At 73.9% G+C, this 25,907-nt stretch carries 16 protein-coding genes; 4 read left to right on the top strand and 12 right to left on the bottom strand.

Features of this window, described 5'->3' with window-relative positions; all coding sequences use genetic code 11:
• Positions 1-624 precede the first annotated feature (624 nt).
• The 6 genes from ACIQVI_RS14980 to ACIQVI_RS14955 all read right to left on the bottom strand — a co-directional run bounded on the left by ACIQVI_RS14980 (position 625) and on the right by ACIQVI_RS14955 (position 14,309).
• A complete protein-coding gene (locus ACIQVI_RS14980; RefSeq protein ID WP_403595443.1) occupies positions 625-2,508 on the bottom strand; it encodes a GMC oxidoreductase in 1,884 nt (627 codons plus the stop codon).
• An 83-nt stretch (positions 2,509-2,591) separates the two neighbouring features.
• Positions 2,592-4,346, bottom strand: a complete 1,755-nt coding sequence (locus ACIQVI_RS14975) for a succinic semialdehyde dehydrogenase (RefSeq protein WP_403595440.1) — start codon at positions 4,344-4,346, stop codon at positions 2,592-2,594.
• A 152-nt stretch (positions 4,347-4,498) separates the two neighbouring features.
• Positions 4,499-6,319, bottom strand: a complete 1,821-nt coding sequence (locus ACIQVI_RS14970) for a serine/threonine-protein kinase (RefSeq protein ID WP_403595437.1) — start codon at positions 6,317-6,319, stop codon at positions 4,499-4,501.
• Positions 6,320-6,446: 127 nt separating this feature from the next.
• On the bottom strand, positions 6,447-9,653 hold the full coding sequence (locus tag ACIQVI_RS14965) for a serine/threonine protein kinase (protein ID WP_403595435.1): 3,207 nt from the start codon (positions 9,651-9,653) through the stop codon (positions 6,447-6,449).
• Between the two features lie 165 nt (positions 9,654-9,818).
• The gene (locus ACIQVI_RS14960; RefSeq protein WP_403596850.1) at positions 9,819-11,705 is read right to left on the bottom strand and encodes a protein kinase; all 1,887 of its coding nucleotides are present in this window, start codon (positions 11,703-11,705) and stop codon (positions 9,819-9,821) included.
• 897 nt (positions 11,706-12,602) lie between these two features.
• Complete coding sequence (locus ACIQVI_RS14955) at positions 12,603-14,309, bottom strand: glycerol-3-phosphate dehydrogenase/oxidase (RefSeq protein ID WP_351970702.1); 1,707 nt, start codon at positions 14,307-14,309, stop codon at positions 12,603-12,605.
• A 522-nt stretch (positions 14,310-14,831) separates the two neighbouring features.
• Here ACIQVI_RS14955 and ACIQVI_RS14950 point away from each other — a divergent pair.
• Positions 14,832-16,073, top strand: coding sequence for a nucleotide sugar dehydrogenase (locus ACIQVI_RS14950; protein WP_403595432.1), 1,242 nt, complete (start codon positions 14,832-14,834; stop codon positions 16,071-16,073).
• Between the two features lie 70 nt (positions 16,074-16,143).
• Here ACIQVI_RS14950 and ACIQVI_RS14945 read toward each other — a convergent pair whose 3' ends face one another.
• The 4 genes from ACIQVI_RS14945 to ACIQVI_RS14930 form a co-directional block, all read right to left on the bottom strand.
• On the bottom strand, positions 16,144-17,268 hold the full coding sequence (locus ACIQVI_RS14945; RefSeq protein ID WP_121831471.1) for a GuaB3 family IMP dehydrogenase-related protein: 1,125 nt from the start codon (positions 17,266-17,268) through the stop codon (positions 16,144-16,146).
• 105 nt (positions 17,269-17,373) lie between these two features.
• Complete coding sequence (guaB, locus tag ACIQVI_RS14940; protein WP_161374772.1) at positions 17,374-18,876, bottom strand: IMP dehydrogenase; 1,503 nt, start codon at positions 18,874-18,876, stop codon at positions 17,374-17,376.
• A 185-nt stretch (positions 18,877-19,061) separates the two neighbouring features.
• Entirely contained in the window at positions 19,062-19,664 is a 603-nt protein-coding gene (locus ACIQVI_RS14935) for a sigma-70 family RNA polymerase sigma factor (RefSeq protein WP_030209129.1), read from the bottom strand.
• A 244-nt stretch (positions 19,665-19,908) separates the two neighbouring features.
• Positions 19,909-20,520, bottom strand: a complete 612-nt coding sequence (locus ACIQVI_RS14930; protein WP_003948568.1) for a response regulator transcription factor — start codon at positions 20,518-20,520, stop codon at positions 19,909-19,911.
• 433 nt (positions 20,521-20,953) lie between these two features.
• On the opposite strand from ACIQVI_RS14930, the gene ACIQVI_RS14925 reads away from it, so the two are divergent.
• Positions 20,954-21,286: a WhiB family transcriptional regulator gene (locus ACIQVI_RS14925; RefSeq protein WP_121831469.1), complete on the top strand. Its 333-nt coding sequence runs from the start codon at positions 20,954-20,956 to the stop codon at positions 21,284-21,286.
• Positions 21,287-21,478: 192 nt separating this feature from the next.
• Here the strand turns inward: ACIQVI_RS14925 and ACIQVI_RS14920 are convergent, their stop codons facing one another.
• Positions 21,479-22,372: a LysR family transcriptional regulator gene (locus ACIQVI_RS14920; RefSeq protein ID WP_121831468.1), complete on the bottom strand. Its 894-nt coding sequence runs from the start codon at positions 22,370-22,372 to the stop codon at positions 21,479-21,481.
• Between the two features lie 80 nt (positions 22,373-22,452).
• Between ACIQVI_RS14920 and ACIQVI_RS14915 the strand changes: the two genes are divergently transcribed.
• Positions 22,453-23,127, top strand: a complete 675-nt coding sequence (locus tag ACIQVI_RS14915) for an MOSC domain-containing protein (protein WP_403595427.1) — start codon at positions 22,453-22,455, stop codon at positions 23,125-23,127.
• 40 nt (positions 23,128-23,167) lie between these two features.
• Complete coding sequence (locus tag ACIQVI_RS14910; RefSeq protein ID WP_403595424.1) at positions 23,168-23,941, top strand: SDR family NAD(P)-dependent oxidoreductase; 774 nt, start codon at positions 23,168-23,170, stop codon at positions 23,939-23,941.
• Positions 23,942-23,959: 18 nt separating this feature from the next.
• On the opposite strand, the gene ACIQVI_RS14905 is transcribed toward ACIQVI_RS14910, so the two are convergent.
• On the bottom strand, positions 23,960-25,774 hold the full coding sequence (locus ACIQVI_RS14905) for a DUF2264 domain-containing protein (RefSeq protein ID WP_403595421.1): 1,815 nt from the start codon (positions 25,772-25,774) through the stop codon (positions 23,960-23,962).
• Between the last annotated feature and the right edge of the window lie 133 nt (positions 25,775-25,907).

Below are 25,907 nucleotides of genomic sequence, written 5' to 3'. Positions count from 1 at the left end.
GCTCTCACCCGTACGGCGCGTGACCGGCCCGGCTCCGGCTTCGTTGGTCCGGTTGTCCGTGCCAGCCAGGGGCGGGCCAGAAGGAAACCACGCGTGGCTTCGCTGGGGCGTGTGGCGCACCTCTCCGGTGTGCCGTGGGACCTCGCACCAGCGCTCGTGACCGGGCAGCAGGGGACAGCGGTCCGGTCACCCAGAAGGGGCGGTCGGTCCCGGGGACGCCCGGGGCCGACCGCAACCGGCTCCTCCGGCCGTGCCCCCGCGGCCCCATCCCGTACTCCCCGCGAAGACCCCGTCCCCCGTCCCCCACTCCGCATCCCCTCCCCCAGCGGCGCGACCCCCCGGCGCCGCTCAGCCCGGCACCGCGGCTGCCCCGACACCGGTGCCGGCCCCGAGGGCCCCGTCGCGCGACCGGAATCGCGCCACGGGGCCCTCGCACGTACGCCCGCCCCCATGACGTGACGCGCGTCACACCAAGATCTCGTGCAACCGCTACAACCAATCGCGGGGGTGGCGGGTCAACCATGCAGCAACACCAAAAGCCGGAAGGGCGCTGCATTCGGAGGGGGATGCAGCGCCCTTTCTGTCGTTCCGGCCCGGAAGCCACCGCCCCGGACCGGACCGGCGTCACTTCCGCTTCGACGGGGCCTTCGACGGGGCCTCGGGCGAGGAGTCGGCCATGGCCTCGGGCGAGACCTCGGACAGGTCCGGGGCCGGCATCCTCGGCATCCCCAGGAACGGCAGCCGCAGCGCGCCGAAGGCCTCGGCCGGGACCGCGGGGGCCTTCGGCTCGATCGCCGCGAGCCGTACGTACCGCTCGCCCTGCGCCGGGCGCGTGTCCTCCTCGCCCTTGTTCGGCCAGAAGGACATGGCCCGCTCCGCCTGGGCGGTGATCGTCAGGGACGGGTTCACGCCGAGGTTGGCGGAGACGGCCGCCCCGTCGACGACGGAGATCCCCGGGTGGCCGTAGAGCCGGTGGTACGGGTCGATGACGCCGGACGCGGCGTCCGCGCCGATCGGGCAGCCGCCCAGGAAGTGGGCGGTGAGCGGGGTGCCCATCAGCTCGCCGACGTTCGAGCCGGCGAAGCCGTTGATCTCCTCGGCGAGGAGGCTGGCGACCCGGGTGGCCGCCGGGATCTGGACCGGGTTCGGCGCCCCGTGCCCCTGGCGGGCCGTGAGCAGGCCCTTTCCGATGCCGCCGGGCTTGCGGTAGGTCGTCAGGGAGTTGTCGAGGGACTGCATGACCAGACCGATGATGGTCCGCTCCGACCACTTCCGGTTGGAGAGCGAACGGGCGGCGAGCGCGGGGTGCCGGAGCATGTTGAGGACCCAGTTGCGCACCCGGTGGGCGCCGTAGGGCACCTGGAGGACGGTGAGGCTGCCCATCGAGTTGGAGCCCCTGCCGTACCGGACCGGCTCGATGTGGGTGTTCTCGTCGGGGTGGACGGAGGAGGTGATGGCGACGCCCCGGGTGAAGTCGGCCTTCCCCGCGCCGTGCTTCTTCCGGTAGCGGCGGTCGGTGGTCTGCGCGCCGACCAGGCCCTCGGAGTTGGTGCGGGTCAGCTCGCCGAGCCGGTCGGAGATCCGGGGCAGCAGCCCGGTGTCCCTCATCCGGTGGAGCAGGGTCTGCGTGCCGTACGTGCCGGCCGCGATCACGACCCGGCGGGCGGTGAACGTCCGGCCCCGGCCCTTCTTGCGCCGGTCGGTGGGCAGGGTCTTCACGGCGAAGCCGCCGCGCGAGTCCTCGGTGACGGTGACGACGGTCGTCATGGGGTGGACGGTCGCGCCCGCCTTCTCGGCGAGGTGGAGGTAGTTCTCGTTGAGGGTGTTCTTGGCGCCGTGGCGGCAGCCGGTCATGCACTCGCCGCACTCGGCGCAGGCGCGCCGGGAGGGGCCCGCGCCGCCGAAGTACGGGTCGGGGACCTCGCCGCCCGGCTTGGCGCGCGCCTTGCCGTCGGCGTCCTCGCCGTCCCCGAAGAAGACGCCGACCGGCGCCATGTGGAAGGTGTCTCCGATGCCCATCGCCTCGGCGGCCGACTTCAGGTGCACGTCGGAGGGGGTCATCGTCGGGTTGAGCCGGACGCCCAGCATCCGCTTGGCCTGGTCGTAGTACGGCCGCAGCTCGTCCTCCCAGTCCGTGATGTCCTTCCACTGCGGGTCGTCGAAGAACGCCTTGAGCGGTACGTAGAGGGTGTTGGCGTAGTTGAGGGAGCCGCCGCCCACGCCGGCGCCCGCGAGCACCATGACGTTGCCGAGCAGGTGGATGCGCTGGAGGCCGTAGAGGCCGAGGGCGGGGGCCCACAGGAAGTTCTTCAGGTCCCAGGAGTTCTTCGGCAGGGTCTCGCGGGTGAAGCGGCGCCCTGCCTCCAGGACGCCGACCCGGTAGCCCTTCTCGGTGAGGCGGAGGGCCGTGACCGAACCGCCGAAGCCGGAGCCGACGACGAGGACGTCGTAGTCGTACGCGCCGTCCTCCACCTGCTCCTGATTTTGGGTAGGGGGTACCGCGGTCATGGCTCTCCTCGTACGAAGTACGGAAAAAAGGGGTGGGAAGGGGAAGGGGTGCGGGCCCCCGCCGACGGCGGGGGCCCGGGGCCTCAGCGCAGGCGCAGGGCCTTCATCGCCTTCAGGGACAGGCTCATGAACGCCGCGTACTTCTCGTCGTCCATCCCGAAGGAGGGCGCGAGCGGGATCAGCCGCTGCTGGGCGACGGTCTGGGCCTCGGTGTACTTGAGGATGCCCTCGGAGCCGTGGCGGCGGCCGAGCCCGGAGTCCTTCATGCCGCCCATCGGGGACTGCACGCTGCCGTAGGCGGGAGCGTACCCCTCGTTGATGTTGACGGTGCCGGTGCGCAGCCGGGCCGCGACGGCGTGGCCGCGCCGCGAGTCCTTCGTCCAGACCGAGGAGTTGAGGCCGTACGGGGTGGCGTTGGCCAGCTCGATCACCTCGTCCTCGTCCGTGAAGCGGTAGATCGAGACGACCGGACCGAAGGTCTCCTCGCTGCAGACGGCCATCGGGGCCTCGACGCCGTCGAGGATGGTCGGCTCGTAGAAGAGGGGGCCGACGTCGGGACGGGCGACGCCGCCCGCGACCAGCTTGGCGCCCTTGGCGACGGCCTCCTCGACGTGCTGCTTGACGGTCTCCAACTGCCGCTCGCCGACGAGGGAGCCCATGTCGGCCCCGTACGCGAGGGAGGTGCCGAGCCGCATCGCCTTGGTGCGCGCGGCGAAGCGGGCGACGAAGTCGTCGGCGACGGACTCGTGCACGTACAGGCGCTCGATGGAGATGCAGAGCTGTCCGGCGGAGGAGAAGCAGGCGCGGACGGCGCCGGCGGCGGCCTTCTCGACGTCGGCGTCCGCGAGGACGAGCATGGCGTTCTTGCCGCCGAGTTCGAGGGAGACGCCGACCAGGCGGGCGGCGGCGCCCTGCGCGACCTCGCGGCCGGTGCGGGTGGAGCCGGTGAAGGAGACGTAGTCGGCGTGCCGGACGACCTCGGGGCCGACGACCGGGCCCTCGCCGAGGACGACCTGGAAGACCTCGGCGGGCAGACCGGCCTCGATCAGCAGGTCACGGGCCCACAGGGCGGTGAGCGCGGTCTCGGTGTCGGGCTTCATGACGACGGCGTTGCCCGAGACGAAGGCGGGCAGCGCGTCGCCGACGGAGAGTTCGAGCGGGTAGTTCCAGGGGGCGATCTGACCGACGACCCCGCGCGGCTGGCGCAGTTCGGTGACCTTGGTGAGGGTCGGCACGACGCCGGTGTGGTGGCGCGGACGCAGGTACGAGGGGGCCTTGCGGCCGTAGTGGCGGGCGGCGACGGCGACCGCCAGGACCTCCTCGTGGGCGTGCAGGCGCGCCTTGCCCGTCTCCAGCTGGATGAGGTCGAGGACCTCGGCCTGTCGCTGGAGGACCAGGTCGTGGAAGCGCAGGAGCACGGCGGCGCGGGTCCGGACCGGGGTGGCGGCCCAGACGGGCTGGGCGGCGCGGGCGCGGGCGAAGGCCTCGGCGACGTCCTCGGGGGTGGACTCGGGCAGGTCCGCCAGCTTCTCCCCGGTGAAGGGGGTGTGGTTGGCGGTCCGGCCGGAGCCGACCACGCCGCGGACGAGCCGGGCGACCACCTCGGGCGTCACGACGTCGGCGGCGGTCCGGGCACCGGCGGGCGCGGGCGCGACCGGGTTGGTCGCACCGGCGGGGGCGGCGGCTCCGGTCTGCGCGGTCCCGGTCTGCGCGGTCTCGGTCTGCGCTGCGGGGGCGGCGGCTCCGGTCGCGGCTGCGGGCACGGCGGCGGTGGCCTCCGTCCCGGTGGCGGGGGCGTCGGGAGCCGAAGGGGCGGCGGGGGCCTGCGAGTCCGTCATGAGGGCGAGCGTAAGGCGCCTTACGTTCTTTGGGTACCCGTCGGTAACGCGTTTTCACCAGGGGCGCACACCGCGCCAGCGATCACTGGCACATAAGCCCTGATCAGCGGCTTACGGCCACCGGAGGCCACCCGCGCAGATTTTTCCGGCCTTTACCCGCCCGCCTGCTCGCCCGATTCCCGCCAGTGCCGGAGGACTATGTCGAACTGCTCCCGGGTGGTCTCCCAGCTCGACTCCGGCGAGGACATGTAGATGGCGTACTCGGTGCCGTCGTCGGAGTAGTACATCTGGTCGATCGCGCGCCGGGGCCCCGGGAAGTTCTTCTTCTCGGTCCAGCTGAACTCCCACAGGCAGGAGAGGGTCTGGTCCCGGTAGGTGGTCGGGAGGAGCTTGATCCGGGTGTAGTCCATCCGCTTCGTCAGGAGCCGCTCCAGGTCGAGCGCGTGCACGTACGGGTTCTCGAAGTCGGGGCTGCGGTCGATGCTGATCCGGATGCGGTGGTTGCCGTTGTCCGGGGTGTAGTCGATCTGGTCGCCCTCCGTCTGGCGCTTCCAGCCGTCCGGGACGAGGAGGCTGAAGCCCTCCGGGTCGTCGACGCGGTGCCAGCCCTCCGGAATCCCGTCCTTCGCCCCGTTCTTGGCGGAGGGGGGCGCGGTCGGGGCCGTGACGGTGCCCGTTCCCCCGGTGCCGCCCGCGACGCGGTCGCCGCCCGCGTAGTTCATGGCGGCGAAGACGGCGCCGCCCGCGACGAGCCCGGCGAGCAGGGCCGCCAGGACGACGGTGCGCCGGCGGCCCCGGCCGGACGGGACGTGGGCGGAGCCCGACGCCAGGGTGGGCGGGGAGCCCTGGGGCGGCTGGGGCTTCCGGGGCTGCGGGAGTTCCCGGGGCGGCTGGGGCCACTGGGCGGTGGAGCCGCGCGGGGCGGCGCCCGCGGCCCCCGACGCGGACCGGCCCGCCTGATCCGCCTGGCCCACCTGGCCGGCCCGGCCCGCCTGATCGGCCTGACCCGTCTGGTCCGCCGTACCCGCCCCGCCACCCGGTGCGTTCCAGCCGTCCGTGCCCTCCGTGCCCTCCGTCGGCTCCACGTCCCCCCGGGTCACCCGCTGGGTCGGTACGTACGCCTGCGCCGCCGCCGGTGCGCGTCCCTCCATCGCCTCGATCAGCATCCGCTCGGCCTCGTCCGCGCGCGGCCGCTGCGCCGGGTCCTTGCGCAGCAGGGCCACGATGACGGAGGCCAGCGCGCCCGCCTTCTCCGGGTGCGGCGGCTCCTCGGTCACCACGGCCTGCATGGTGCTGATCGGGGAGGTGCGGCGGAACGGCGAGGTGCCCTCCACCGCCGTGTAGAGCGTGGCCCCGAGCGACCAGAGGTCGGAGGCGGGGCCGGGATCGCCGCCCTTCACCCGCTCGGGCGCCAGATAGTCGATGGAGCCGACGATTTCACCGGTCCGGGTGATCGTCGAGTCCCCCTCGATCGCCGCGATCCCGAAGTCGGTGATGAGGACGCGTCCGTCGCGCGCGAGCAGGATGTTGCCCGGCTTGACGTCCCGGTGCAGCACCCCGGCCGCGTGCGCGGCGCGCAGCGCGCCGAGGACGTGCAGCCCGATCCTGGCCGCCTCGCGGGGCTCGATGGTGCCCGCCTCCTTGGCGGCGTCGGCGAGCGAGGGCCCGTCGACGTACTGCATGACGATCCACGGGCGGGCGTCGTGTTCGAGGACGTCGTGGACGGTGACCACGCCCGGGTGCGTGATCCGCGCGGCCGCCCGCGCCTCCTTCTGCGTACGGGCGTGCAGCACGAGCCGGTCGGCCTCGGCCACGAAGCGGCCCGCCGTCAGCTCCTTGACCGCCACCACGCGGTGCAGCACCTCGTCGTGTGCGCGCCAGACCTTGCCCATGCCGCCGCGTCCGATGGACTCGCCCAGCCGGTAGCGACCGGCGAGCAGCAGCCCCGCCCCTGTGCCCTGTGAATGTTCCACTTGCCCCCGCCCGTTCCTTCTGACGCCAGGTTACGGAGGGGGGCGCGGACCGCGAAACCTCGGGGCGGTCATAGGAACAGCACTGTGACCGGGGGCCGGTGGGCGGTACGGGCCGGGCGGCCCGGGTTCAGCGGCCCGGCCGGAACGCCTTCGTGGCCTCGTCGTAGATCTCGGAGACCTTGTCCCGCTCGGTGTACGGGCCGATGACCTGGACGACGTGGTAGCGGCCGCCGTCGATCAGGGCGAGGTTGCGGACGAACACCTCACGTCCCGTGCCGTCCAGCCACCAGTAACTTCCCGTGGCCGTCGCCGTGCTGCCGATGTCGACCCGGAGCGTGCGCTCCGCGCCCGACCAGCTGGACGCCCGCCACGGCTCCAGCTCGCGCTCCCTGGTGTTCTGGTACGCCAGCGGGTCGGAGCCGTTGTCGCGCACGCTGTCCCGGCCGGGGACCACGATCATCGTGAAGCCGCCGCCGGTGTACCGCACTTGCCCGGCGTCGTTGACCGGGCTGCGCCGCCAGCCGTCCGGCACCCCGATCCGGAACCCCTCCGGGTCCTGGCGCAGGGAGTATCCGGCGGCGAGTGCGGGGCCCGACGGAGTCGCCGGGGGCCGGGTGGTGGCCGGCCGGGTGGCCTTCGGGGAACCGCTCGTGGAAGGGCCGCCGGTGGAAGGGCCGCCCGTGGCGGGGGCGCTCGCGGTCGGGGCCGGGGTGCCGCCGGCCGTGGGCGTGCCCGACCCGGCGGGCTCCTCCCCCTCGCGGGACATGAAGAGGACGGCGTACCCGACGGCCCCCACGAGCAGGAGGAGGACCAGGGCCAGGAGCAGGCAGCCCAGGGCGCGCGGAGAGCCGGCTGTTCCGGAGGAGGTGCGCGGGGCGCGCGGGGCCCGGGGCGCGCGCGGGGCGCGCTGCGGGAGTTGCTCGTGGTACCCGCCGTCGGACTCGTCCCGGAAATCGTCCCGTACGCGCGCGTGCTCGCGGACCGGCTCGCGGACGGACGCGTGGACGTGCTCGTGCCGGGTCTCGGCGCGCGGGTCCTTGCCGCGCTTGTGACGGCGGCGGCCGGCGCCCTCCCCCTTGCGCCGCCGGCGGACCAGCTCGCCGCGCCGGCGCACGATCGGCAGCCGCGTCTCGTCGAAGGACGGCAGCGGTACGACGCCGACACCGGCGTCCGGCTCGGGCGCCGAGCGGACGAGGGAGCGCAGCCAGCCGCGCAGCTCCTCGAAGTCGGGCCGCTCGGTCGGGTCCTGACGGAGCAGCGACTCCACGACCGGGCGCAGGGGCCCGCTCTCCTCGGCGAAGGCGGGCGGCTCGGCGCAGACCAGCTGGACGAGTTCGGCCGCGCTGTCCTCCGGGTAGGGGGCGTGGCCCTGGACGGCGCGGTAGAGGAGCGCGCCGAGCGCCCACAGGTCGGTGGCGGGGCCGATGGGCGCCGCGAGGCGCCAGTTCTCGTGGACGGGACCGGCCTGTTCGGGCGCCCAGCGCTCGGTGACGGCGCCGACGACCGCGATCCGGGTCTGCCGGGCCCGCTCCGCCGCGAGGCGCGTGGTCGGGCCCCGGTACGGCTCGGCCAAGGCCGTCGCCGGCTCCTCCCGCCGGGGCTCCGGGACGCCCGCCGGGACCGGGAGGCGCTCGGGGTCCGGGCCCGCCGCCCGGTATCCGGCGGGCAGCGCGGGCCGCCCCGAACCGGGCAGCACCGGGCCCCGGCCCGAACCGCCCCCGGCCGGTATCGGCCCGGAGCCGTCCCGCGCGGCGTGCGGGCCGTCGCTCCAGCTGCCGGTCAGCATCGCGCGCGGCGGCGGGCCGTTCCGGGGACCGCCGCCGTACGGCTCGTCGCCGTCGTCCTCGTCGTCCTCGTCGTCGTCCGCCACCCGCGCCCACCACTGCGGCTCGGGCGATCCCTCCGCCTGTGCCGTCGGCGGGGGCGGCGGTCCCGGCGTCTCCGGGGGCACGGGGCGCCGATCGGACAGCGCCCCCGTCTCGCCGATCCGGGCGGCGGCCCGCGCACCGGCCCGGTAGGCGGCGATGGCCCCGGCCCGCGCGGCCCGTACGTCGGCGGTCGGCGGCGTGGCCGGGGGCCGTGCCTCGGCGGGGGCCGGCGTCGACTTCCCGTAGGGGTCGGCACCGTAGGCGTCGGGGACGGGCCGGGTCCCCGGAGCGGAACCGCCCCCGGAGCCCTCGTCCGACGCCCCGTCACCCGCTCCGGCGTCGATCCCGGCCCGCTCGGGGGTCTCCGGGACCCCGTCCGCGTACGGCTCGGACTCCCGGTCCTCGGGGCGGTAGGGGTCGGAGGGGTGGAGCTCGGGGCGGTAGGTCTCGGGGCTGCGGGCCTCGGGGCTGCGGGCCTCGGGGGGGTACGTCTCCGAGCCGTACTCCCGGGACTCGTACGCTCCGGGTCCGTACTCCCCGGTCCCGTACGGGACGACCCCGTACTCCTCGGCGGGCGCGAGCCCTTCGGCCTCGTACCGCCCGGGCGCGTACGCGTCCGGCTCGTACGTCCCGGGTTCGTACGCCTCCGGCTCGTACGCCTCCGGCTCGTACGTCTCCGCCTCGTACACCCCGGGCTCGTACGTCTCCTGCTCGGAGGAGTCGGGGTCGTACACCTCAGGCGCGTACGTCTCCGACGCGTACGGCTCCGGCTCGTACGTCTCCGGCGCGTACGGATCCCGGGCGGACTGTTCCGGCACCGGCGCCGGGTACGCGAACTCGTCGGGAAGGTCCTGTTCCGGTACCGGCGCGTAGCCGCAGAGGGCCTCCTCTGCGGCGCCGACCGCGAGGCCGGAGAGGACCACCCGGCCGTCGTCGCAGACGAGGACGGTCCGGGAGGTGATGTTCCGGTGCACCCAGCCGTGGGCGTGGAGCGCGCGCAGGGCGGTGAGGACGTCGGCGCCGATCTCGGCCGCCCGGTACGGGTTGAGGGGCCGCTCGGCGAGGAGGGCGGCCAACGGCCGGGCCGCCACGACGCGTTCGCTGACTATCCACAGCGAACCGGCCTCCGCGAAGACGTCGAAGACCTGGTCCAGTAAGGGGTGGTCGGGGATCTGCGCGGCGGCCTGGGCCGCCTCGATCGCCCGGCGCACGACGGGTTCGGCGGGCCGGCGGACGGCCCGGCCCGCGCCGCCGTGGGGGCCGGCGGGCCCGCCGAGTCCGGCGGCGTCGACCACCTCGGCGTCGACGAACTCCGGCAGCGGGACCTGACGGACCAGGACCTCCTGGCCGCTGTACGTGTCGAAGGCCCGCGTCTCCGTCAGGTCGTGCCCGTCCCCGGACCCGTCCTCCGGCGGCAGCGGCAGGCGGTAGCGGTCCGCGAGCACCCTTCCCGCGTAGTCGTCCACGACGCCTCCCCACGCCCGCGCTGTCCCCCGTGGACCTGCGGCTACCCCGGATCGTGCGGGATCACGCGAGTCCGCCGGGTCCGGTCGGTCCGGTCCGGGGCCGTGCGGTCAACGGCTCTGTTCGATTGCGTACGACCCCCGGATCCCCACGATACGGGGCATCGGTCAGTCCTTGGGGCTGAACGTGGCGAACGCCGTCTCCCGCAGCGTCCGGCACTCCTCGCCGTTCCACTCGTCCGCCTTACAGCTGACCATGATGGAGTAGCCGCGCCTGGAGTCCACCTTGAAGCCGCGGTTGAGCACGTGGACGCGGACGCCCTTCTGGGTGCGCTCGAACTCCCAGTCGGCGACGGTCGGGTAGCCCTTGTAGGAGACGGGCCGTATGCCGAGGTGCTTGTAGTCCTTGCTGGTGGCGGCCACGCCGATCTTCGCCAGCTCCCAGGCGCTCGCGGCGTTGTCCTTGGGGCTGTTGTTGTAGTCGACCTGGACGCGCGGGAAGCCGCCGTCCGCGCTGAAGATCCCGCCGAGGGAGTACCCCGGGATGGTGCTCAGCCTGAAGTTCGAGGGCATCGCCATGGAGAAGTGGAACCGGTCGCTGGTGACGAGGGCGTATCCGGCGGGCAGTCGGCCGCCGGTGCCGCCGTCGGGCTTGCCGGACGGCGTGGCGCCGGTGCCGCCGTCGGTCGTCCCGGTCGAACCCGTCGTGCCGTCCGTGCCCGTCGAGCCGTCGGCGCCTTCGCCGCCGGGCTGCGCGCCGCCCTGCTGGCCGGGGTCGGCCGGGGTCTCGCCCTTGCCGCCGGAGCCGCCCGAACCGCCGGATCCTTCACTGCCCGCGGAGGCGCCGGCCGAGGCCGTGGTGCCCTCCTTGCCCTTGCCCTGCTCGCCCTCGTCTCCCCCGCCGCCGAGGGAGACCGCCAGGATCGTCCCGAGCAGGGCGACGACCACGACGGCGGCGATGACGACCAGGGTGCGGCGCGGCACGACGTCGGTCAGCGACGCGCGGGACGACGCCTGCCTGCCGCCGCCCTGGATCGGGGCGGGCCTCGGCTTCGGCGCGGTCCTCGGCCTCGGCTCGGCCTTCGCGGAGGCCGCGGCGTTGCGCACGGACTTGAGGGCGCCCCGCACCCGGTCGGCGGCCGCGTCGGGGGCCGTGCCCCGGTCGGCCGCCGGGACCGCCGGCGCCTGCTCGGGGTGCGGCGGCAGCGGAACGACCCTGGTGACCTCGGGGGAAGGCGCGGGCGGCGCCTCCGGGGCGTCGAGCACGGCCCGCAGCAGGACCCGGGCGCCGGCGTCGTCGAGCCGCTGCGCCGGATCCTTGGCGAGGAGGCCGTAGATGACCTTCTCCAGGTCGGGTCCCGCGTTCTTCGGCGGGTCGACGGGCTCGGTCATCACCGCCGTGAGGGTGGCGATGGCGGAGCCCTTGTCGTACGGCGGGCTGCCCTCGACCGCCGCGTAGATGAGGCCGCCCAGCGACCACATGTCGGCGGCCGGGCCGGGCTTGTGGCCGCGGGCGCGCTCCGGCGAGATGTACGAGGGGGCGCCGACGAGCATTCCGGTGGAGGTGATCGAGGGGTCGCCCTCCACCTGGGCGATGCCGAAGTCGGTGAGGACGACCCGGCCGTCCTCGGCGATCAGCACGTTGGACGGCTTCACGTCGCGGTGCAGGATGCCCTCGCGGTGCGCCGAGCGCAGCACGTCGAGGATGGCGAGGCCGACCTCGGCGGCGCGCCGGGGCGTGAGCGTGCCGTCCTCGCGCACGGCGTCCGCGAGGGACTTGCCCTCGATGAGCTCCATGACGATCCACGGGCGGTCGTCCTCGTCGACGACGTCGTACACGGTGACGGCGCCGTTGTTGCGGATCCGGGCGATGGCCTTCGCCTCGCGCAGGGTCCGGGTGATGAGGCGTCGCTTCTCGTCCTCGTCGATGCTGGTGGGGAAGCGGAGCTCCTTGACGGCGACGGTACGGCCGAGGGTCTCGTCGACGGCGCGCCACACGGTGCCCATGCCGCCGCGTCCGAGGACCGCGCCGAGCCGGTAGCGGCCCGCGAGCAGCCGTCCCTCACCGGCGGGCGCCTTGCGGAACTTGTCGCCGCCGCGCGCCGTGCCGGTCGTGGCCGGTCCCCGGCCGCTGCCGCCGTCGCCGTCCCCGGCGCCGAACCCGGCCCGGCCGGTCGACGGCTCGGTCCCCCGCAGCCGCCCGGCCGCACCGGCGGCGTCGGCCGCTCCGGAACCCGTCACGCCGTCAGACCGCGGATCCCCGGCGCCCTTCACGACCGAGACGCCCGAACCGGACTTCCCGCCCGCACCACCCGAAACGGACCCGGAGCCCGCAGCGGACCCGGCCTCCGAAACGGCTCCCGCGCCCGAAGCAGGCCCGGCATCCGAAACCTCACCGACGCCCGCACCGGACCCGGCCTCCGCGGCCGTCCCGGCGCCGGAAGCGGCCCCGCCCTCCGGCGCAGGCTTCGCGTCCTCGACCGGTCCGGCGGGCCCACCGGACCCGGCGGCCGCGCTGCCCCGCTCCGGTTCCGCGTCGCCCTCCGGGGTCTGCGCACCCCGCCCGACCTGCGCGTCCTTCGCGTCCCGCTCCGGCTCGCGCGCGGCCGGGACCGTTCCTCGGTCGCTGTCGGTCGCGGCCCCCGCGGCGGCGTCCCGCCCGGGGTCCTTCGCCGTGTCCCGCGACTGCTCCGCCTCCGACATGCGTCCCCTCTGCGATCCCTGGTCTTCGCCGCGTCTGCCGCTTCCCGCGTGATGCGTTAACCCGCCCTGGAAGAGAGCCCATTGTCCCTCACCTCGGGACCGGTGACGCCCCCGGGTCCGTACTCCGGGATGACGACGCCGCCGGGCGCCTCCGAGGTTCCCGCCGGTATGCGGACGACCCGGACGCCCCGCCGGACCGGACGTCCCGTCAGTTGTCCACGGCCGTACGGGGACCGGCGTCCCGGGCGGTCAGATGGGCACGATGTCCGGCGCCCCCAGCCGCGCGGCGTCCGCCGTCAGGTCGTCGGGCTGGCGCTGCGACTCGCGCTCGGCCTCCACCCGCTTCTCGTAGTGCTCGACCTCCTTGTCGATCTGGCGGGCGTCCCAGCCGAGGACCGGGGCCATCAGCTCCGCGCACTCGCGGGCGCTGCGCGTGCCCCGGTCGAAGGTCTCGATGGAGATCCGGGTCCGCCGGGTGAGGACGTCGTCGAGGTGGCGGGCGCCCTCGTGGGAGGCGGCGTAGACGATCTCGGCGCGCAGGTAGTCGTCGGCCGCCGGGAGGGGTTCGCCGAGCCTCGGGTCCTCGGCGATCAGGTCGAGGACCTGCTGCGTCAGGGAGCCGTACCGGTTGAGGAGGTGCTCGACCCGCACGACGTGCAGCCCGTGCCGGGCGGCGATCCCGGCCCGCGCGTTCCACAGGGCCCGGTAGCCCTCGGCGCCGAGGAGCGGGGTGTCCTCGGTGACGCAGGGGGCGACGCGCTGGTCGAGGCCGTGGACCGCCTCGTCGACGGCGTCCTTCGCCATCACGCGGTACGTCGTGTACTTGCCGCCGGCCACCACGACCAGGCCGGGGACCGGGTGGGCGACGGTGTGCTCGCGCGAGAGCTTGCTGGTGGCGTCCGACTCGCCGGCGAGCAGGGGGCGCAGGCCGGCGTAGACGCCCTCGACGTCGTCGCGGGTGAGCGGGGTGGCGAGCACGGTGTTCACGTGCTCCAGGAGGTAGTCGATGTCGGCGCTGGAGGCGGCCGGGTGCGCCTTGTCGAGGTCCCAGTCGGTGTCGGTGGTGCCGACGATCCAGTGGCGTCCCCAGGGGATCACGAAGAGGACGGACTTCTCGGTGCGCAGGATCAGGCCGGTGGTGGAGTGGATGCGGTCCTTGGGCACGACGAGGTGGATGCCCTTGGAGGCGCGGACGTGGAACTGGCCGCGCTCCCCGATGAGGGCCTGGGTGTCGTCGGTCCACACCCCGGTGGCGTTGACGACCTGCTTGGCCCGGATCTCGTACTCGGCCCCGGCCTCGACGTCCTGGACGCGCGCGCCGACGACCCGCTCGCCCTCGCGCAGGAAGCCGACGACCCGGGCCCGGCTCGCGGCGAGCGCGCCGTAGGAGGCGGCCGTGCGCACGAGGGTGGTGACGAAGCGGGCGTCGTCCATCTGGGCGTCGTAGTACTGGAGGGCGCCGACGAGGGCGTCCTTCCTCAGGCAGGGGGCGACGCGCAGGGCGCCCTGCCGGGAGAGGTGCCGGTGGACGGGGAGGCCCCGGCCGTGCCCGGAGGAGAGCGACATCGCGTCGTACAGGGCGACGCCCGAGCCCGCGTAGAACCGCTCCCAGCCCTTGTGCTGGAGGGGGTACAGGAAGGGGACCGGCTTCACCAAGTGGGGGGCGAGCCGCTCCAGGAGGAGTCCGCGCTCCTTGAGCGCCTCCCGCACCAGGGCGAAGTCCAGCATCTCCAGGTAGCGCAGGCCGCCGTGGATGAGCTTGCTGGAGCGGCTGGAGGTGCCCGAGGCCCAGTCGCGGGCCTCGACGATGCCGGTGGAGAGCCCTCTCGTGACGGCGTCGAGGGCCGTGCCCGCGCCGACCACTCCGGCGCCGACGACCAGCACGTCCAGCTCGCGCCCGGCCATGGCGACGAGCGCCTCGGTGCGCTCGGCCGGTCCCAGTGTCGCTGTCCTCACGTCTGCCGCCTCCCGTCGTCCCCGGTCCTTCCCGCGCACGGGCCTTCCCGTCCACGACCTTCCCGCGCACGGTCCTTTCCGTCCGCGACCTTCCCGCGCACAGGACCTCCCGTCCACGGCCTTCCGTGCACAGGCCCTTCCCGCACACGGCTTCCCGCGCCCGGCGCCCGTACACGACCTTTCCCGCGAGCGGGTGCGGGCCGCTTCCGCGAGGCGGGTGCGGTCCTTCCCGGCGGCGGGCCCAGGCCCTTGCCACCGGCGGGTACGCACCCCTCCCGCGAGCGAGCCGGGACCGTGTGGTCCGGCTCACAGCTCGATTCTGTCCCGCCGCGGCGACTTCAGCCACCGCCTCGCACCCGACCTGTGGACAACGCCCTGTGGACAACACTCGGCGACCCGAGCCCCACAATGCGACATGTCGGTCATATTTACGCCTAGTCTGACATTGCGTGCGACCCGTTCTGCCCACCGGGCTTGCGCGTCGCGCCCCCTCCGGCTACTGGGAAGGACGGCCCACCCCCCATGCCCGCTGATCTCGCCGTCATCGGCCTCGGCCACCACGGACTCCCCCTCGCCCAGGCCGCCATCGCCGCGGGCATCGACACCGTCGGCTACGACACCGACCCGCGGCCCGCCGCCGAACTCGCCGCCGGCCGCTCCCCGGCCGACGGCCCGCTCACCGTCCCGGAGATCCGCCGGATGCTCGCGGGGGGCTTCCGCCCGACCCACGACCCCGCCGAACTCGGCCGGGTCCGCACCGCCGTCCTCTGCCCCCCGGCCCCCCTCGGCCCCGACCGGGCCCTCGACCTCACCGCCGTCACCGACGCCGCCCGCGCGCTCGCCGCCCGGCTGCGCCCCCACACCACCGTCGTCCTGGAGTCCCCGGTCCCGCCGGGCACCACCGAGGGCCTGCTCCGCGACGTCCTGGAGACGGGCTCCGGACTGCGCGCGGGCCGCGACTTCCACCTCGCGTACTCGCCCGGCCGGCTCGACCCCGGCAGCCGCACCCACGGCTACGCCGGCACCCCCAAGGTCATCGGCGGCCTCACCCCCGCCTGCACCGAGTCCGCCGCCGCCTTCTACGGACGCCTCACCGACAAGGTGGTACGCGCGCGTGGACCCCGCGAGGCGGAGACGGTCAAGCTCCTGGAGACCAACTTCCGGCACGTCAACATCGCCCTCGTCAACGAGATGGCGGTCCTCTGTCACGAACTCGGCGTCGACCTGTGGGACGTCATCCGCTGCGCCGAGACCAAGCCCTTCGGCTTCCAGGCCTTCCGCCCGGGACCCGGCGTCGGCGGCCACGGCGCCCCCGTCGACACCGTCGGCGCCCACCGCCCGCTCCGCCTCGTCGAACTCGCGGGCCAGGTCAACGAGCGGATGCCCGCGTACGTGGTGCGGCGCGCCGCCGCCCTCCTCAACGACCACGGGAAGTCGGCGCGCGGGGCCAGGATCCTGCTGCTCGGCATCACGTACAAGCCCGACCTGCCCGACCGGCAGGGCTCGCCCGCCGACGAGATCGCCCGCCGTCTGATGGACCTGGGCGCGGCCGTCAGCTACCACGACCCGTACGTGCCCGACTGGCGCGTCCGCGAGCTGCCCGTCCCCCGCGCGGACTCCCTCTACGAGGCCGCCGCCCACGCCGACCTGACGGTCCTCCTCCAGCACCACCGCACCTACGACCTCCAGGGCCTGTCGGTGAAGGCCCAGCTCCTCCTCGACACGCGCGGCGCGACCCCGGCGGGCGCGGCCCACCGCCTCTGACCGGACGCGCGCGAGGGGCCCCGCACCGGTCGGTGCGGGGCCCCTCGCGTACGTGCGGAAGGACGGAAGGTCAGCGCTTGTGCTGCGCGTCCGCGACCGTGACCTCGACCCGCTGGAACTCCTTGAGCTCGCTGTAGCCCGTGGTGGCCATCGCGCGGCGCAGGGCGCCGAAGAAGTTCATCGAGCCGTCCGGGATGTGCGACGGACCCGCGAGGATCTCCTCGGTGGTGCCGACGATGCCCAGGTCGACCAGCTTGCCGCGCGGCACGTCCTCGTGGACGGCCTCCATGCCCCAGTGGTGGCCCTTGCCGGGCGCGTCCGTGGCACGGGCCAGCGGGGAGCCGATCATCACGGCGTCGGCGCCGCAGGCGATCGCCTTCGGCAGGTCGCCGGACCAGCCCACGCCGCCGTCGGCGATGACGTGCACGTACCGGCCGCCGGACTCGTCCATGTAGTCGCGGCGCGCGGCGGCCACGTCCGCGACGGCGGTCGCCATCGGGACCTGGATGCCCAGGACGTTGCGCGTGGTGTGCGCGGCGCCGCCGCCGAAGCCGACCAGGACGCCCGCCGCGCCGGTGCGCATCAGGTGCAGGGCCGCGGTGTACGTGGCGCAGCCGCCGACGATGACCGGGACGTCCAGCTCGTAGATGAACTGCTTCAGGTTCAGCGGCTCGGCCGCGCCCGAGACGTGCTCGGCGGAGACCGTGGTGCCGCGGATGACGAAGAGGTCCACCCCGGCGTCGACGACGGCCTTGGAGAACTGCGCGGTGCGCTGCGGGGAGAGCGCGGCGGCGGTGACGACGCCGGCGTCGCGCACCTCCTTGATGCGCTTGCCGATCAGCTCCTCCTGGATGGGGGCGGAGTAGATCTCCTGGAGGCGGCGGGTCGCGGTGGCCTCGTCCAGCTCCGCGATCTCGTCCAGGAGCGGCTGCGGGTCCTCGTAGCGGGTCCACAGGCCTTCGAGGTTCAGGACGCCCAGGCCGCCCAGCTCGCCGATGCGGATGGCGGTCTGCGGCGAGACGACCGAGTCCATCGGAGCGGCCAGGAACGGCAGCTCGAACCGGTAGGCGTCGATCTGCCAGGCGATCGAGACCTCCTTCGGGTCCCGGGTGCGCCGGCTGGGCACGACGGCGATGTCGTCGAACGCGTACGCCCTGCGGCCGCGCTTGCCGCGCCCGATCTCGATCTCAGTCACGATGTGTGGCCTTTCCCTCTACGTCTGCGCCTACCAGTATCCCCGACACACGTGGGAGGGGCGGTTCCGGCCACATCCCGGAACCGCCCCTCACCCGCGTGCGCGTTACTTCCTGCTGTAGTTCGGCGCCTCGACCGTCATCTGGATGTCGTGCGGGTGGCTCTCCTTGAGGCCGGCCGCGGTGATCCGGACGAAGCGGCCGTTCGCCTGGAGCTCCGGCACCGTGCGGCCGCCGACGTAGAACATCGACTGGCGCAGGCCGCCCACCAGCTGGTGGACGACGGCCGAGAGCGGGCCGCGGTAGGGCACCTGGCCCTCGATGCCCTCGGGCACCAGCTTCTCGTCGGAGGCGACGCCCTCCTGGAAGTAGCGGTCCTTGGAGAAGGAGCGCTGCTCGCCGCGGGACTGCATGGCGCCGAGCGAGCCCATGCCGCGGTACGACTTGAACTGCTTGCCGTTGATGAAGAGCAGCTCGCCCGGGGACTCCTCGCAGCCCGCGAGCAGCGAGCCGAGCATCACCGTGTCGGCGCCGGCGACGAGCGCCTTGGCGATGTCGCCGGAGTACTGGAGGCCGCCGTCGCCGATGACCGGGACGCCGGCCGCCTTGGCGGCGAGCGAGGCCTCGTAGATCGCGGTGACCTGCGGGACGCCGATGCCGGCGACGACGCGGGTGGTGCAGATGGAGCCGGGACCGACGCCGACCTTGATGCCGTCGACACCGGCGTCGATCAGCGCCTGGGCGCCGTCGCGGGTGGCGATGTTGCCGCCGATGACGTCGACCGAGGCGTTCGACTTGATCTTGGCGACCATGTCCCCGACCAGCCGGGAGTGGCCGTGGGCGGTGTCGACGACGATGAAGTCGACGCCCGCCTCGACCAGGGCCTGGGCGCGCTCGTACGCGTCGCCGGCGACGCCGACGGCCGCGCCGACGAGCAGGCGGCCCTCCTTGTCCTTGGCGGCGTTCGGGTACTTCTCGGCCTTGACGAAGTCCTTGACCGTGATGAGGCCCTTGAGGACGCCCGCGTCGTCGACCAGCGGCAGCTTCTCGATCTTGTGGCGGCGCAGCAGCTCCATGGCGTCGACGCCGGAGATGCCGACCTTGCCGGTGACGAGCGGCATCGGGGTCATGACCTCGCGCACCTGGCGGCTGCGGTCCGTCTCGAAGGCCATGTCGCGGTTGGTGACGATGCCGAGGAGCTTGCCGTCGGGGGTGGTGACGGGGACGCCGCTGATGCGGAACTTGGCGCAGATCGCGTCGGCCTCGCCGAGCGTCGCGTCCGGGTGGACCGTGATCGGGTCGGAGACCATGCCGGACTCGGACCGCTTCACCAGGTCGACCTGGTTGGCCTGGTCGGCGATGGAGAGGTTGCGGTGCAGGACACCGACGCCGCCCTGCCGCGCCATGGCGATCGCCATGCGGGACTCGGTGACCTTGTCCATCGCGGCGGAGAGGAGCGGGATGTTCACCCGCACGTTCTTCGAGACGTACGAGGCGGTGTCGATCTGGTCGGGCGCCATGTCGGACGCGCCCGGCAACAGCAGCACGTCGTCGTAGGTCAGCCCGAGTGTCGCGAATTTCTCGGGCACTCCGTCGACGTTGGCAGTCATGACACCTTCCCAAATGGCCTTGATCGGTGCGGGATGTCCATGCTAACGGGCTTGAGCGGTGTCTCATTCCACGAGCAAGATCAGCGAGCAGCTTTGGACGTTCACACGTGGACGAAAGGGACGACGGGAGCCGTCGGGACTTACCGGTCCGGCCGGGGCCGACCCGACCTGGACGCCGGAAGGGGTTACTGCTCCGCCAGCGCGCGCAGCCGGCTGAGGGCGCGGTGCTGGGCGACCCGGACGGCGCCGGGGGACATGCCGAGCATCTGCCCGGTCTCCTCGGCGGTGAGCCCGACGGCGACCCGGAGGACGAGCAGCTCGCGCTGGTTCTCCGGGAGGTTGGCGAGCAGCTTCTTGGCCCACTCGGCGTCGTCGCTGAGCAGCGCCCGCTCCTCGGGTCCGAGGGAGTCGTCAGGCCGCTCCGGCATCTCGTCGGAGGGCACGGCCGTGGACCCGGGGTGCCGCATGGCGGCCCGCTGGAGGTCGGCGACCTTGTGTCCGGCGATGGCGAAGACGAAGGCCTCGAAGGGCCTGCCCGTGTCCTTGTAGCGCGGCAGCGCCATCAGGACGGCGACGCAGACCTCCTGGGCCAGGTCCTCGACGAAGTGCCGGGCGTCGCCGGGCAGCCGGTTGAGGCGGGTGCGGCAGTACCGCAGGGCGAGCGGATGCACGCGCGCGAGGAGGTCGTGCGTGGCCTGCGCGTCGCCGTCGACCGCACGGTGGACGAGCGCGCCGATCTCCCCCTGCCCGGCGGGCATGGGGGACCCTGCGGTCTCGTCGTCGCGCATCGCTCCATGGTGCCCCGACGCTTCCGCGTTCGTGGCACCGCGTCCGTAGTTGTGCACCGAAGCGTTATGAGCAGGTGCGCCGGAACTCATCTCCCGCGCCCTCCCCTCCCGCTCGATCGACTCGTCCCCGAGGAACTCCACATCTCAAGGATGCGTCATCCGGCGGGGAAGTGACACAAGCCCACCCCGTCCACTCCGCGAAGGACACGGACGGGGACGGGGATGCGGCGGGTGACCTGCGACGTCAGCGGACCAGGCCCCAGCGGAAGCCGAGCGCGACGGCGTGGGCGCGGTCCGAGGCGCCCAGCTTCTTGAAGAGGCGCCGGGCGTGGGTCTTGACCGTGTCCTCGGAGAGGAAGAGCTCGCGCCCGATCTCGGCGTTGGACCGGCCGTGGCTCATGCCTTCGAGGACCTGGATCTCGCGCGCGGTGAGGGTGGGCGCGGCGCCCATCTCGGCCGAGCGGAGGCGGCGCGGGGCGAGCCGCCAGGTCGGGTCGGCGAGCGCCTGGGTGACCGTGGCCCGCAGCTCGGCGCGCGAGGCGTCCTTGTGCAGATAGCCACGGGCACCCGCGGCGACCGCGAGCGCGACGCCGTCGAGGTCCTCGGCGACCGTGAGCATGATGATGCGGGCGCCGGGATCGGCCGAGAGCAGCCGGCGGACGGTTTCCACACCGCCCAGGCCGGGCATCCGCACGTCCATCAGAATCAGGTCCGAGCGGTCCGCGCCCCAGCGGCGGAGGACTTCCTCGCCGTTGGCCGCGGTGGTCACGCGCTCGACGCCGGGCACGGTCGCGACCGCGCGGCGGAGCGCCTCTCGGGCAAGCGGGGAGTCGTCGCAGACGAGGACGGATGTCATGCCTGACCTCCGCGGCTCTCGCAGCTGTTGCGCGTCACCTTGAGCCTCCAGGGCTGTACGTATCGTCACCTGTGCGGTTGACGCTCTCGGACACCTGCCCGATCGCTTGTTCCTCCAACCGCCTCCGCACTCTCAACGACGGTCACTCGAAAGAGTTACGGGTCGGACGGCAGGCTTCGGCACTCTACGTGAGGGGCCGTGCGCGGAGAAGAGCGACGCGGCCCTTCCGTCCCGAGATCAAAAGGTATGCCCCATTTAGCGGGATTTCTTCCCTTTTCGCGGTGTCTGTGCCTAGATTCGCAATGAGTCATATTTACATCTACTTAGACAGTAGGTGTAACAACCCGAGCTGTCGGGGACCGGAGGAGCCCCGGCCATCAGCCATCCACCCGCCGACCTATCCGTTCGACACGGTTTCAAGGGGACAAGCGCAATGGCAGATTTCTCCCGCCTTCCCGGACCCAACGCCGATCTGTGGGACTGGCAACTGCTCGCGGCCTGCCGCGGGGTCGACAGCTCCTTGTTCTTCCACCCCGAGGGAGAGCGCGGCGCGGCACGGAGTGCGCGTGAGAACTCGGCGAAAGAGGTCTGCATGAGGTGCCCGGTGCGCGCGGAGTGCGCGGCCCACGCACTCGCCGTGCGGGAGCCCTACGGCGTCTGGGGCGGCCTCACCGAGGACGAACGCGAAGAGCTCATGGGACGCGCCCGCAACCGTCTGATCACGACGGCCCCCACGCCGCCGACGGCCGCGTCGGCGTCCATGTGAGGGAACGCCCGAGGGAACGCGTGAAGGAACGTTTCTTCGACTGAGAACGGCCCCGAGCGGTTCCGAGGCCCGCCGAACACCACGAGCACACGAGCACCACAAGCATCGCGAGCACTACGAGCCCACGAGCACCACGAGCCGAGAGCGGCGACACCCACCGCGCCCACGCGCGTGAGGACACCGGAGAGGTGCCTACGCGCGCGTGGCGGCGCGCGTCAGCTCGTCCAGCGTGGCGGCGACCGCCGGGACCTGCGCGAGGTCCGGCAGGGTCAGGGCCACGATCTCCCGCTCCACGGCGGGCTCCACGGTCACGGTCCGCGCCCCCTTGGGCCGTACGGACTCGATGGCGAGGGCCGGCAGGACGGCCACGCCCAGGCCCGCCCCCACCAGGCCCACCACGGCCGGGTAGTCGTCGGTCGCGAAGTCGATGCGGGGCGTGAAGCCCGCCTCCTCGCAGACGTCCACGAGCTGGCGGCGGCAGCGCGGGCAGCCCGCGATCCAGGACTCGTCCGCCAGTTCCGCGATGCCGACCGCACCGGCCCCGGCGAGCCGGTGCCCCTCGGGGACCAGGCCCACGAGCCGGTCGGCGAGCAGCGGGCGGACCACCAGGTCGTCCCACTCGGCCCGCCCGGCCCCGTAGCGGAAGGCGAGGGCGATGTCGCAGTCGCCCTCGCGGAGCATCTCGATCGAGCGGGGCGGCTCGGCCTCGACGAGGGAGACCCGGGTGCCGGGGTGCGCGGCCCGCAGGGCGGCCAGGGCGGTGGGGACGAGGGTGGAGCTGCCGCTCGGGAAGGACACCAGGCGGACCCGGCCCGCGCGGAGCCCGGCGATGGCGGCGACCTCCTCCTCGGCGGCGGTGAGCCCGGCGAGGATGCCGGAGGCGTGGCGCACCAGGACCTCGCCCGCCTGGGTGAGGCGCATCTCGCGGCCCGTGCGGATCAGCAGCGGCGTGCCGGCGGAGGCTTCGAGCGCCTTCATCTGCTGGCTGACGGCGGGCTGGGTGCAGCCCAGTTCGCGCGCGGCGGCCGAGAAGGAGCCGGTGGCGGCGACGGCGCGCAGGACGCGGAGATGGCGTGCCTCGATCATGGAACCAGCATAAGCGAGTCTTGGAAGAGAGCGCGAATATCACTGAGAAGCTTTGAGTCCGGTGCCCGTAAAGTTCCCGCATGACCTTGCTGAGTGTGAATGTGGGCCGGGCCAGGGCCGTGGACTACACCGACTCCCCGGCCGGCCGTACGGGCATCGACAAGCGACCCGTCGAGGGGGCCGTGCGGATCGAGGCGCCCGGGCCGCTCGGCGTCGGGGCGAGCGGGCTCGCCGGGGACGACGTCTGCGACCTGCGCTTCCACGGCGGCGCCGACCGGGCCGCGTACGCCTTCGCCCGTGAGGACATGGACCTGTGGGAGCGGGAGCTGGGCCGCGAGCTCGCCAACGGCTCCTTCGGCGAGAACCTCACCACCCGGGGCGTCGACGTCAACAACGCCCTGATCGGGGAGCGGTGGCGGATCGGCGACGAGGTGGTCCTGGAGGTGACCGGCGGCCGCATCCCGTGCCGTACGTTCGCCGGGTTCCTGGGCGAGAAGGGGTGGGTCAAGCGGTTCACGCGCGCGGAGGCGGGCCCCGGGGCGCTGCTGCGGGTGATCGTGCCGGGCGAGGTGCGGGCGGGCGATCCGGTCACCGTCGTGCACCGGCCCGACCACGACGTCACCGTCGCGCTGCTCCACCGGGCCGCGACCGTCGAACGGGACCTGCTGCCCGGCACCCTGGCCGCCGCCGCGTGGATGGAGTCGGGCCTGCTCGACCTCGCCCGCCAGTACACGGAGAAGTACGCCGGGGCATAGGGCCGGTTCCCCGGTCCGGCCGTGGCGTTACCGTGCCCGTATGACGACTGCACTGATTACGGGGGCCACCGCGGGCATCGGCGCCGCCTTCGCCCGGAGACTCGCGGCCGACGGCCATGACGTCGTGCTCGTGGCCCGGGACGTGAAGCGGCTCCGGGAGCAGGCGACCGAGCTGCACGACCGGCACGGGGTGGAGGCCGAGGTGCTCGCGGCGGACCTCTCCGAGGAGAAGGGGATCGCCGCCGTCGAGGCGCGGCTCTCGGACCCGAGGCGGCCGGTGGACCTGCTGGTGAACAACGCCGGTTTCGGCAACAAGGGCCGGTTCCTGGAAGTCTCCATGGCCGACGAACTGAAGATGCTCACGGTGCACTGCGAGGCCGTGCTGCGGCTGACCTCGGCGGCCGCCGCCTCGATGAGGGAGCGGCGCCGGGGCGGGGTGGTGAACGTCGCCTCGGTGGCGGCCTTCGTGCCCCGGGGCACGTACGGCGCGTCGAAGGCGTGGGTCGTGCAGTTCACCCAGGGCGCGGCGCGGGACCTGGCGGGCACCGGGGTGCGTCTGATGGCGCTCTGCCCCGGCTTCGTGCGGACCGAGTTCCACGAGCGGGCCGGGATGGGCACGGACAACATCCCGGGCTGGATGTGGCTCGACGCGGACAAGCTGGTGACGGCGGCCCTGTCCGACCTGGACCGGGGGAAGACGCTGTCGATCCCCGACCCGCGCTACAAGGCCCTGATGGGCGTGGTGAAGCTGGCGCCGCGCGGTCTGCTCGGCGGGGTCTCCTCCCGGGCGGGGCGCAAGTACGGCCCGAAGTAGGCCCCTCCCGGCCCCCGTTCACGGCAGGGCGTCGAGGTCCAGGCGCGCGGTGGTGCCGTCCTCCCAGGTCACGTGGAGGGCGTGCCCGTCGATCCGCACGCGCGCGAGGTCGGTGACGGGGGCGGGGTCGGGTGCGGCGGTGAGCGAGGCGAGGGACGCGAAGAGGGCGGCCGGGCCGCGCGTGGTGCCGTACAGGGCGAGGACGCGGGCGCCCGGCCCCTGAAGGGTCTCCCCTGCGGGCAGTACGGTCGCCGGGTCCTGCGGCGGATGGCCGTGGACCGGGTGGAGCCGGGCGTGCGGCCCGCCGGGCGTGGTGGCCCAGCCGGTCTGCCGTACGGGTGTCCCCTCCGGGGCGCCGAGGACGAGGTGGGCGCGGAGTTCGGCGGCGCCGTGGGCGAGGGTCGCGGAGAGGACCCGGACGCCGGGGCGCGGGACGTGCAGGGAGGCGGCCCAGCCGGGGCCGGTGCCGGCGGGGACCGCGGGGCCCCGGGTGGTGGCCCGGCCTTCGGCGTCGAGCAGCGCGAAGTGGTTGTCGGCCGGGGCGGATCCGGTGGTGGGTCCCGTACGGGTCGAATAGGCCTGGCGGGCGTAGCCGGGGTCGTCCTCGCCGCCCGCGCGGCTGTGCACGTGGTTGCTGCCGTGGTTGTGGAGGCGTACGAGCCCGTCGGCGACGGTGGTCTGGACGAGCAGCCCGGCGGGGGCGAAGGCCCGGACGGTGTCGGCGCGTTCGGCGGGCAGGGGCTCCTCGGGGTCGGTCCAGGCCGGGTGGTCCGGGGGCAGGAGGAGGCCGAGGAAGCCCTTGGACGCCCAGTAGGGGGAGCCCGGACCCGAGTACTCCTGGACGAACGGCGGGTACGGGCCGTGCCAGCCGGGGGTGAGGAGTCCGCGCCCGTCGGTGGCGCCCCGGTCGAGGAAGTACCGCAGGGCCCCGGAGGCGAGGCGGCGGGTGGCGCCGGGGGCGAGCGGGGTGTGGCCGGTGAGGGTGCCGAGCCAGGGGGCGGCGGCCGCGGCGAAGCGGTAGATCAGGGAGCGCCCGTACGGGACGGGGGCGCCGTTCGCGTCGAAGAGGTGGACGTGGTCGTCGAGGTGGGCGCGCAGCCGGGGTCCGTAGCGGTCGAGGAGGGCGCGGTCGCCGGACAGGTGGGCGTGGAGCACGGGGTAGAAGTGCAGGGCCCAGGCGTTGTAGTGGTCGAAGGCGCGGTTGTCGCCGTCGCTGTACCAGCCGTCGCCGAGGTACCAGTCCTCGACGCGGGCGAGGGAGCGGTCGATCGTGGCGGCGGCGCGGTCGGTCTCGATCCCGGCGTCCCGGAGGAATCCGGCGACGGTGAGGCCGAAGAGCCACCAGTTGTTGTCGACGGGGGACGGGCCGAGGGCGGGCCGCAGCCAGTCCGCGACCCGTGCGCGGACGCGGTCGTCCAGGCGGTCCCAGAGCCAGGGGCGGGTGAGGCGGAGGCCGAGGGCGACCGAGGCGGACTCGACCACCGCCTGGCGGGTGTCCGCCATGAGGGGCCAGGACTCGGCGTCGTCCCGGCCCGGCGCCTCGGTCCCGGCGGCGAGGCCCTCGGCGTACCGGTCGAGGTGGCCGTGGGGGTCCTCGCCGCGCGCGCCCGCGACGCGGAGGGCGGCGAGCAGGAAGGTGCGGGCCCAGCCCTCCAGGGCGTCGGAGCGGGGCCCCGACCAGCTGGGGCGGAATCCGGGGAGGCCGACGAGGCCGTACCGGGGCGAGGCGAAGGGCCGCACGCCGAACAGGAGCCGGTCGGCGGCGCCCTCCCAGTGGGCCCGGGTCCAGCCGGTGTACGGGCTGAGCGCGCGGTTCTCGGGCGGCGTGGACATGGGCTGCTCCCTGGGACGGTTCCAGCGGTGCCCCGGGGCCCGGTGGTGACGTCTGCGTCGCCGGGAATCCTGGACAGGACGCGATCGAACGTCAAGACTTCACGAGCGAATGATCGAAACTCCCTCCGTTCGA

Origin of the sequence: Streptomyces sp. NPDC098101 (assembly GCF_044760185.1) — a bacterium.
Classification (GTDB): Bacteria; Actinomycetota; Actinomycetes; order Streptomycetales; family Streptomycetaceae; genus Streptomyces.
Note: the sequence above shows the minus strand (reverse complement) of the source record. Positions and strands in the feature narration are given on the sequence as shown.

What these genes read in the sequence shown, in the direction of transcription:
- ACIQVI_RS14980 (WP_403595443.1), bottom strand. Translation starts at nt 2,508, where the DNA reads ATGACCGCGGTACCCCCTACCCAAAATCAGGAGCAGGTGGAGGACGGC.
- ACIQVI_RS14905 (WP_403595421.1), bottom strand. Translation starts at nt 25,774, where the DNA reads ATGTCCACGCCGCCCGAGAACCGCGCGCTCAGCCCGTACACCGGCTGG.
- ACIQVI_RS14925 (WP_121831469.1), top strand. Translation starts at nt 20,954, where the DNA reads ATGGCAGATTTCTCCCGCCTTCCCGGACCCAACGCCGATCTGTGGGAC.
- ACIQVI_RS14935 (WP_030209129.1), bottom strand. Translation starts at nt 19,664, where the DNA reads ATGCGCGACGACGAGACCGCAGGGTCCCCCATGCCCGCCGGGCAGGGG.
- ACIQVI_RS14910 (WP_403595424.1), top strand. Translation starts at nt 23,168, where the DNA reads ATGACGACTGCACTGATTACGGGGGCCACCGCGGGCATCGGCGCCGCC.
- ACIQVI_RS14975 (WP_403595440.1), bottom strand. Translation starts at nt 4,346, where the DNA reads ATGACGGACTCGCAGGCCCCCGCCGCCCCTTCGGCTCCCGACGCCCCC.
- ACIQVI_RS14930 (WP_003948568.1), bottom strand. Translation starts at nt 20,520, where the DNA reads ATGACATCCGTCCTCGTCTGCGACGACTCCCCGCTTGCCCGAGAGGCG.
- ACIQVI_RS14950 (WP_403595432.1), top strand. Translation starts at nt 14,832, where the DNA reads ATGCCCGCTGATCTCGCCGTCATCGGCCTCGGCCACCACGGACTCCCC.
- guaB (WP_161374772.1), bottom strand. Translation starts at nt 18,876, where the DNA reads ATGACTGCCAACGTCGACGGAGTGCCCGAGAAATTCGCGACACTCGGG.
- ACIQVI_RS14915 (WP_403595427.1), top strand. Translation starts at nt 22,453, where the DNA reads ATGACCTTGCTGAGTGTGAATGTGGGCCGGGCCAGGGCCGTGGACTAC.
- ACIQVI_RS14920 (WP_121831468.1), bottom strand. Translation starts at nt 22,372, where the DNA reads ATGATCGAGGCACGCCATCTCCGCGTCCTGCGCGCCGTCGCCGCCACC.